We start from the raw sequence: 8017 nt of genomic DNA, 5'->3' as shown, positions 1-8017 counted from the left end.
TCGCTTTCCCCGTCCTCGTCCTCGGCCCCGCCCTCGGGCCCACGCTGCCGTTGCCGGCCCTCGCGCACCAGCTTCCCCACGGTCCGCACCAGCTCGGCCGGCTCGAACGGTTTCGCCAGGAACGCGTCCACCCCCACCGACTCCCCGTTGTCCACCTCGCCTTGGGTGCAGGCACTGACGATGGCGATCGGGATGTCCCACGTCCGCGGATCGGAGCGCAAGCGCGCCGCGGTGTGCAGACCGTTGAGCCGCGGCATCACGACATCAAGGGTCACGACATCAGGTCTCACGTGGTGCACGACATCCAGACACTCGGCACCATCAGCCGCGGTCACGACCTCGAAGCCCTCCAGCTCGAGATTGACCCTGATCAACTGCCGGATCACCTTGTTGTCATCGACAACAAGGATCCGACCGGACAAGCCAGGCACACCATGAGACTAGGGCCCCACCTGCGGCTGCGTCCCGGTTTTCCCCACTTCCGCCCCCGTGTGAGGGACCTTTCCCCGACCGCCACCCACCAGTCGGCACCCATGCGCTAGGGACCGGTGAGCACCTCACCCGCCCCCTCCCCACCTCCCGCCAAACCTGTTCATGAACACCCCATCAGAGCTGGTAGGGTTCTACCCGTCGCCGCACAAACCGGCGGCAACGCCCCCGTAGCTCAGGGGATAGAGCAACGGCCTCCGGAGCCGTGTGCGCAGGTTCGAATCCTGCCGGGGGCACCCAGGAAGTGGCACGAGATCGGGAATGATCGGTCTCGGGACCCGGGTGTCATGATCGGACGCCAGCATTTCGATGCGGGCGTCCGATTTTTTGTTGCCCTGGCCCAGCCCGCGAGCGGGGCGCGCCGGTTCACGGTTCCCGGCCGGCGCCCGTCGCTCGACGAGCCACCGGCCAGGCCGCGGCCACCGCGCGCCCGGCCTCGCCCAGGCGATCAACCGGTTGGGCCGCAGCCGCCGCGGCCGCCCTTCGCTCCCGCGTGCTTGTCCATGTCGTTGACGGCACGACCCGCCTGGCTCAACTGAACGACACCCCCGAGGCGGCGGCCGCGAACTTGTGGGCGTGGACGGCCACTTCCTCTGCGTGGCCGTGCAACGTGGCCGAGTGCCTCGGCAATTCCTCCGGACGGGTACTGAATCGGCTGTCGGCGGCGCCGCCCGCTGCGCCGCCGGCAGGCGCCACTCCGTCCGGGGGCCTGCGCTCCTCGCCGTCCGCACCCGGGGTGGCGAGGATACGAGGACATTGGGGTCGGCTTGGTCCGGCTCCTGCCCGGACCCGAGGGCGGGGCGCCCGCCGTGACGGGCGCCCTGGCCGCTACGGGACGGTGAGGACGATCTTTCCGGTGACGCGGCCGGTGTCGCCCAGGGCGTGGCCCTCGGCGGCCTGGGCCAGGGGGAAGGTGGCCTCGATGACGGGCTTGAGCTTGCCCGCGTCGAGCAGGTCGGCTACCGCGCGCATGCCCTGCTGGTCGGCTTCCACGAGGAGGGGGTAGGCCCGTACTCCCAGGGCGGCGGCCCGGTCCGCCAGGTCCTCGGGGAGCTCCCGGATGGCGATGGAGATCAACTGGCCGCCGGGCTTCAGGGTGGTGAGGGAGCGCACGACCGTATCGCCGCCCAGGGCGTCGAAGACCAGGTCGACGGGGGCGATCTCGGTGAAATCCTCGGTCCGGTAGTCGATCAGTTCGTCGGCGCCGAGTTCGCGCAGCAGCGCGTGCTTGGGGGCGCTGGCGGTGCCGATCACGTACGCGCCCCGCTCCTTGGCGATCTGCACGGCGAAGTGGCCGACGCCGCCCGCCGCGGCGTGGATCAGAACGCGCTGGCCGGGCTGCACGTTCGCGGCGTCCACGAGGACCTGCCAGGCGGTCAGGGCGGCCAGCGGGACCGCGCCCGCCTGGACGTGATCGATGCTCTTCGGCTTGCGGACCAGCGCACGTGCCGGGGCCACCACGAACTCGGCGAACGAGCCGACTCCGTACGGGTACGGGAGCATGCCGAAGACCTCGTCGCCCTCCTCGTGGAGGGTGACGCCGGTGCCGACGGCCTCGACCACACCGGAGACGTCCCAGCCGAGCACCAGGGGAAGTCGGCCGAGGAAGCCGGCGAACCAGCTGTGCTTCCAGTCGGTCGGGTTCATCCCCGCCGCGCGGACGCGGACGAGCACCTCGGACGGGCCGGGCGACGGACGGTCGACCGCCACCTCCCGCAGGACCTCGGGACCGCCGTACGTGTCCTGGCTGATCGCCGCCATCTTGTTCATGCCTGCCATGCCCTTCATTCGTCTCATGCGTGTCATGACCGTGGTGGCTGTCGTGACTGTGGTGACGGTGGTGTGTTCAGGATGGTCTGCGCTGACCTGCATCGATAGCGGCCCGGAGGTCATGGTGTGCACATATCGGGCCATGCATCGTGTGGTGGTTCTGGCCCTGGACGGGGTCATACCGTTCGAGTTGAGCCTGGCCTCACGGCTGTTCGGGGTCGCCACCGATCCCGACTTCAGGCCGCTCTACGAGGTGGTCACCTGCTCTCTGGACGGCAAACCGGTCCGGACCGCCGCCGACTTCGGCGTCACCGTGGAGCGCGACGCCTCCGCACTGGCCGCGGCGGACACCGTGGTGATCCCCGCCTCCGAGACGTTCGCCGAGATCGTCGACAGGGAGGCGCTGCCGCGCCGTCTGGCCGAGGCGCTGGCGCTGATCGGCCCCGACACCCGGATCGTGGGGATCTGCCTCGCCACGTACGTACTGGCGGCGGCGGGACTGCTCGACGGCAAGGCCGCGGCCACGCACTGGTACCACGCCGCCCGTTTCCAGCGGCTGTATCCCCAGGTCCGGCTCGCGGCCGATGTGCTGTTCGTGGACGCCGGACGGGTGCTGACCTCGGCCGGGGCGGCATCGGGCATCGACCTGCTGTTGCACCTGATCCGGCGGGACCACGGCAGCGCAGTCGCCACCCACGTGGCCCGGCGCTGCGTGGTCCCCCCGCAGCGGGAGGGTGGCCAGGCGCAGTACGTGGAGCGGCCGATGCCGCAGAGCGTGGACGCCGGCACGTCCGCGACCCGTGCCTGGGCGCTCGACCGCCTGCACGAGCCCCTCCAGCTGGCCGACTTGGCGGCCCACGCGGGCATGAGCCGCCGCACGTTCACCCGTCGCTTCCGGGCCGAGGTGGGGTTGAGCCCGGGCCAGTGGCTCACCCAGCAACGTGTCGACCTGGCCCGCCAGCTGCTGGAGAGCAGCGATCTGCCGGTGAATCGCATTGCCGAACGAGTCGGCTTCGGCACGGGCGCCACCCTGCGCCACCATCTGCACGCCGCGATCGGGGTCTCCCCGGGTGCCTATCGGCGCACGTTCCAGACCTCCACGCCGGACGTCACCCGTACATGACCACCACCCCGGACATCACCCGTTCATGACCGGCCGGCTGTCCCGAGCATCGGTTGCTCCGGGCCCCAAGGCGCCTGAATTCCCCGCAAGTTCAAGATGCGGCACCCCACCACGCGCGGTAACATCGGCGGTATATGGGCATGGGTAATGAGCCTTGCAATGAGCTTTGCGATGGCGCTTGGCGAGGCTCTTGGCCATGGGGTGGGTTCACGGTCTGACGAGCCGCGATGGTTCACGGCCGACAATCCACCATGCTCGCTGAACGTCTGCTCGTTCCGCCTCGTTTTCTCGGTTGTTTTCTCGGTTGTTTCCTCGCTTGTTGTTGCTATTGCGGGAAACTTTGCTCGGGGTACCTTGCCCTCCGAGCGCTACCGGAAAGGGAACATCAGGAAAGGGAAGACGATGAACCAGGCGGACACACTCATCGACGTCGAAAAGGCCGAGGCAGGGTATCGCGAAGGTTACTCGAACGGTCACTACAACAACCATCAAAAGTATTCCCCGGCAGTCCCCGGGCTGGAGTGGTCACAGGACCAGGCATGGTGCGAGACGTTCCAGTCCTGGGCCTTCCAACAGGCAAATGAGAAAAGTCTCGCTCCGGTCACCGCCTCCTGCGCGACCGCCGTCAACTGGTACAAGAACAAGGGCAGGTTCTCGTTCTACCCCGCGATCGGGGCGCTGGCGTTCTTCGGGCCGGCGGGAGGCGAGCACGTCGGACTGGTCTACAAGTACGACGCCGACAACGCGTACACCATCGAAGGAAACACCAACGACAACGGTTCGTTCGAAGGCAACGGCGTATACATGAAAACGCGCCCTCGCAGGGACGGTTTCCTCTACGGCTACGGGCTGCCGGCCTTCACCGAAGGCGTCGTCACGGCGGATCCCGGCCTGAAGGACAAGCCCGGCTTCACGTACCAGGCCACCGCCTCGTCCGGTGTGGCCGGTTCACCCCCCACCACGCCGGTCGAAACCGCCCTGCCGTGGGTGTCCTCGAACCAGCTCATCTGGGCGGCCACCCACTCCGTGGACCAGCAGCGGGCCGTGGAGCCCGGCAACAGCAACCCCGCGGACGACGTGGCGCTGGTGCAGGACGCGCTGGAGAAGGTCATGGGCGTCGCCGTGGGCGACCCGCACGGCGTCTTCGATGCGGAAACGCAGAAGCTGTATGACGCATTCCGCAAGGACAAGCTGGGCTTCTCCGCGGCGGACGCCACGGGTTCCCCCGGACCGCGGTCGCTGATCGAATTGGGGAAGCGGTCACAGCTGTTCACCGTACGCGCGGGCTCGTCTCCGGCACTCACGCTGCCCATGGTGAACGTGAACCAGGTGCAATGGGCCGCGACGCACAGCGCTCAGGAAGAAGAGGCGCAGCCGGACGGGGCCAGCAGCTCGAAGGTCGATGTGGCGCTGGTGCAGGACGGCCTGAAGAAGGTCATGCATACGACGGTGGCCGACACGGCCGGAATCTTCGAGCAGGCCACGCAGTCCCTCTATGACGAGTTTCGTCATACGGTGCTGAATCTCACCGGCGACGACGCCATCGGGATCCCGGGCGGGGAGTCGCTGAGCGAACTCGGGCAGCGTTCAGGACTGTTCCAGGTCGATTTCGGTTCGCCTGCGAGCGGGCCGGACGGCGCAGTCGCCAGCGCAGGGGCTATCAACCCGAAGGACGTGACGTTCAATCGGCATGTGAGCGGCGGCACCCTCGACGAATGGATCACGGAGGCGTGTGCGGCGGCCGGAGTTCCCGCGAACCACCACTGGATCAGGGGCATCAAGACCGCCGCCGGGCGCGAGTCGTCCGGCAACCCCAACGTGTGCAATGTCTGGGACAGCAATGCCATCACTCCGCATGGCTTCACTGCGGTCCACGACTTCGGAGACGGTGTGTACGTGGCCGGCGGAAAACCCCGGAAGATAAACGGCGCGTCGACCCCGTTCCAGTGCTCCCGCGGTGTCCTGCAGTGCATTCCGCAGACATTCGCCTCCCGCCACGCCCCCGGTACGTCGGTGAACATCTACGATCCCGTGGCGTCGATCGCCGCCGCAATCGGGTACGTCCGCAAGAGGTACGGCGTTTCCGCTGACGGTTCCAATCTCGCCGCGAAGGTCCGGCAGTTCGACCCGAACCGGCGGGGCGGGGGCTATTGACGGCGAGGACGGCGAGGATCCCGATCGACCGCACAATGAGGTGAGACACCGGGCTCCCCCGGGTCACCGGCCCCGTTCCGGTGGCCGCCGGGCCGGTGTTCCGCCCGCGGACGGAACTCCCGCCGCGCTCAGCCCGCTCAGCCGTTCAACCGCACCGGCAGTGACTCGATGCCGTACACGATCGACAGCTTGCGGAATTCCAGGTCCTCCGGGGTGGCGGCGAGGCGCATGCGGGGAAAGCGGCGCACCAGGGCCGGGTAGGCGGCGCGGAGTTCCATGCGAGCCAGTTCGGCGCCCACGCAGCGGTGGATGCCGTAGCCGAAGGCGAGGTGGGAGGGGACGTTGCGGGAAGGGTCGAACCGTTCCATGTCCGGTCCCAGTTCGCCGTCCCGGTCCGCACCGCTCAGTGAGCACAGCACCACGTCGCCGGCGGTGATCTGGACCCCACCGATTTCCAGGTCCTCGCGGGCGAAGCGCGGGAAGGCGACCTGTACGACGGTCAGGTAGCGGAGCAGTTCCTCGACATAGCGGTCGACGACGTCGTCGCCCTCGTGCAGGGCCGCGAAGTGCTGGGGGTCCTGGAGGAGGACCAGGGCGCCGAGCGCCAGCATGCTGGCGGTGGTTTCGAAGCCGCCGGTCAGGACGCCGTCGGCGAGGCCCGCCAGTTCTTCGTCGCTGACCGTGTCGCCGTGTTCCTTCACAATCATCCCGAGCAGACCGTCACCCGGGTTTTCACGTTGCTTCTTGACGATGTCCCGGAAATAGGAAAGGGACTCCGATATGGCGCCGAAGGAGGCGTTCGCACCGCTGAAAAGATCGAAGCGGGCGGCACTGAGGCGTTCGAAGTCGGCGCGGTCTTCATAGGGGACGCCGAGGAGTTCACAAATGACGAGGGAGGGGATGGGAAGGGCGAAATAGTGGACGATGTCGACCGGGTCGCCGTCCTTGCCCGCCTTTTCCATGGCGTCGAGCTGCTCCTCGACGATCTCGTGGATGCGGGGGGTGAGCCGGCTGAGGCGGCGCATGGTGAATTCGGGGGTCAGAAGGCGGCGGAGGCGGGTGTGCACCGGCGGGTCGGCGAATCCGAGTCCGCCGGGGTTCTGTTCGGCGCCCGCGCCGGCCTTGCCGACGAGGTTGGTGAAGTCCGAACTGAAGGCACCCGCCTTCCCCAGTACCGCCTTGACCTCGTCGTAGCCGGTGACCAGCCAGACGTTGGCGGCTATGGGTACGGGAAGCCTGCTGACGGGCTCCTTCTCCCGGACGGCCGCCAAATCGCCCACCGGGTTGAGACCTTCGCGGCGCAAGGGCATCAGGACGGACTCGGGCAAGAAAGACATTCGAGACAGGTCGAATCCTTTCCTGCGCGTTCTCGCCAGATACATACGGCCGGCCCAGGCGATGATCCGGGAACGGAGAGTCGTCATGACGCTAATACTGCCTTTCGTCGAGGGGGTCGGTCACCCGCACTCCGCGGCCCACATCGGCCGGGAGAGCACGGAACCTCCACTCGGCGTGTACGGGTGTGACGTACGCCATAGCCCCTCGCTCACGGTGGTCATGGCGCAAGTCCATGCCCTCGACCGGTGTCTTCGGTCGCCCGCATCGGCGTGACGAGCTCCGGCTCGGCCTTCTTCTTCTCTTCGGTCTGGACGAGTTTACAAAGTGCCATTGGACGCGTTCACGGAACAACCCGGAACAGCCCTGAGTGACCCCGGAGAAGTCCCTGACTTTCCCCCCAACCGCGCTCCGGTGAGGGTCGGTTGGAGGTCGGCTCGCGACGCCGGAAGCGTACGGGCGGCCGGACGCGGGCACCCAGGGCGCCCCACCGCCCATTACGGAAAGTGATGAGTTGCAGACCCTCCGGGGTCTCTCTAGCGTGAAAGGAGAGCGAGAGAAGGGGCAGGGCGCGCCGCCGGAGCGTGGCGCGCGGCAGGCAGCAGCCGCACTCGCCGCCAGGAAAGGGTGCGAGGAGCACCGCGCCGGCGGGGCCCGACCCCGGCCCGTCCCTCGGGTGCCGCCCGGTGACACCACTCGATCCACTCCGCTCGATCCACTCCGCAGGGACTCCCCTGAGGCTCTCCCCTTCGCAGAGAGGAAGCGCATGTTTCCCAAGTCGAAGACCGGCAGGATCTGCGTGTTCGCCCAGTGCGTGCTGTCCGGTGCGCTGACCGGGGCCGTCGTGGCCGGCCCGGCGCAGGCGACCGACGACGAGGAAGACTTCGCCCCGTATGAGGGCCGCGTCGTCGCCAAACGGGGCGTGGTGCTGCGTACGGGGCCGAGCAACGACTACCGCGCGGTCGGCTCGAAGCGCTACGGGACGGTGGTGGCGATCGCCTGCCGGATCAACGGGCAGGAGGTCGAGGGCAACCCGGTCTGGTACAAGCTCAGCGATGCCTCGTACGCCTGGTCCTCCGTGCGCGACATCGTGCACGACGGGGAGGACCCCCGCTGGTGTTGAGGGGGCGGGTGGGAGCACTCGGG

Annotated in this window: 5 protein-coding genes, 1 tRNA gene and 1 pseudogene; 4 read left to right on the top strand and 3 right to left on the bottom strand. The window is 68.1% G+C overall.

Annotated elements, in window-relative coordinates:
- Positions 1–431: response regulator (locus tag EST92_RS29785; RefSeq protein ID WP_135789078.1), on the bottom strand; the 431-nt coding region annotated here is incomplete at its 3' end.
- Between the two features lie 222 nt (positions 432–653).
- Here EST92_RS29785 and EST92_RS29780 point away from each other — a divergent pair.
- A tRNA-Arg gene (locus EST92_RS29780) sits at positions 654–725 on the top strand.
- Positions 726–1317: 592 nt separating this feature from the next.
- Here EST92_RS29780 and EST92_RS29775 read toward each other — a convergent pair.
- Positions 1318–2250, bottom strand: a complete 933-nt coding sequence (locus tag EST92_RS29775; protein WP_129283801.1) for an NADP-dependent oxidoreductase — start codon at positions 2248–2250, stop codon at positions 1318–1320.
- Between the two features lie 151 nt (positions 2251–2401).
- Between EST92_RS29775 and EST92_RS29770 the strand changes: the two genes are divergently transcribed.
- A complete protein-coding gene (locus EST92_RS29770; RefSeq protein WP_129283800.1) occupies positions 2402–3382 on the top strand; it encodes a helix-turn-helix domain-containing protein in 981 nt (326 codons plus the stop codon).
- A gap of 1950 nt (positions 3383–5332) precedes the next feature.
- Positions 5333–5536, top strand: a pseudogene (locus EST92_RS32470) (hypothetical protein); the annotation flags it as partial.
- Between the two features lie 137 nt (positions 5537–5673).
- Here EST92_RS32470 and EST92_RS29760 read toward each other — a convergent pair.
- Positions 5674–6960, bottom strand: coding sequence for a cytochrome P450 (locus EST92_RS29760; RefSeq protein ID WP_129283798.1), 1287 nt, complete (start codon positions 6958–6960; stop codon positions 5674–5676).
- A gap of 677 nt (positions 6961–7637) precedes the next feature.
- Between EST92_RS29760 and EST92_RS29755 the strand changes: the two genes are divergently transcribed.
- Complete coding sequence (locus EST92_RS29755) at positions 7638–7994, top strand: hypothetical protein (RefSeq protein ID WP_129283797.1); 357 nt, start codon at positions 7638–7640, stop codon at positions 7992–7994.
- Positions 7995–8017: the final 23 nt, after the last annotated feature.

It is taken from the genome of Streptomyces sp. TM32 (assembly GCF_004122755.1).
Classification (GTDB): Bacteria; Actinomycetota; Actinomycetes; order Streptomycetales; family Streptomycetaceae; genus Streptomyces; species Streptomyces sioyaensis.
Note: the sequence above shows the minus strand (reverse complement) of the source record. Positions and strands in the feature narration are given on the sequence as shown.

Excerpts from the sequence above, each read along its gene's own strand:
- EST92_RS29755 (WP_129283797.1), top strand. The coding sequence starts at position 7,638 with ATGTTTCCCAAGTCGAAGACCGGCAGGATCTGCGTGTTCGCCCAGTGC.
- EST92_RS29770 (WP_129283800.1), top strand. The coding sequence starts at position 2,402 with ATGCATCGTGTGGTGGTTCTGGCCCTGGACGGGGTCATACCGTTCGAG.
- EST92_RS29775 (WP_129283801.1), bottom strand. The coding sequence starts at position 2,250 with ATGGCGGCGATCAGCCAGGACACGTACGGCGGTCCCGAGGTCCTGCGG.
- EST92_RS29760 (WP_129283798.1), bottom strand. The coding sequence starts at position 6,960 with ATGACGACTCTCCGTTCCCGGATCATCGCCTGGGCCGGCCGTATGTAT.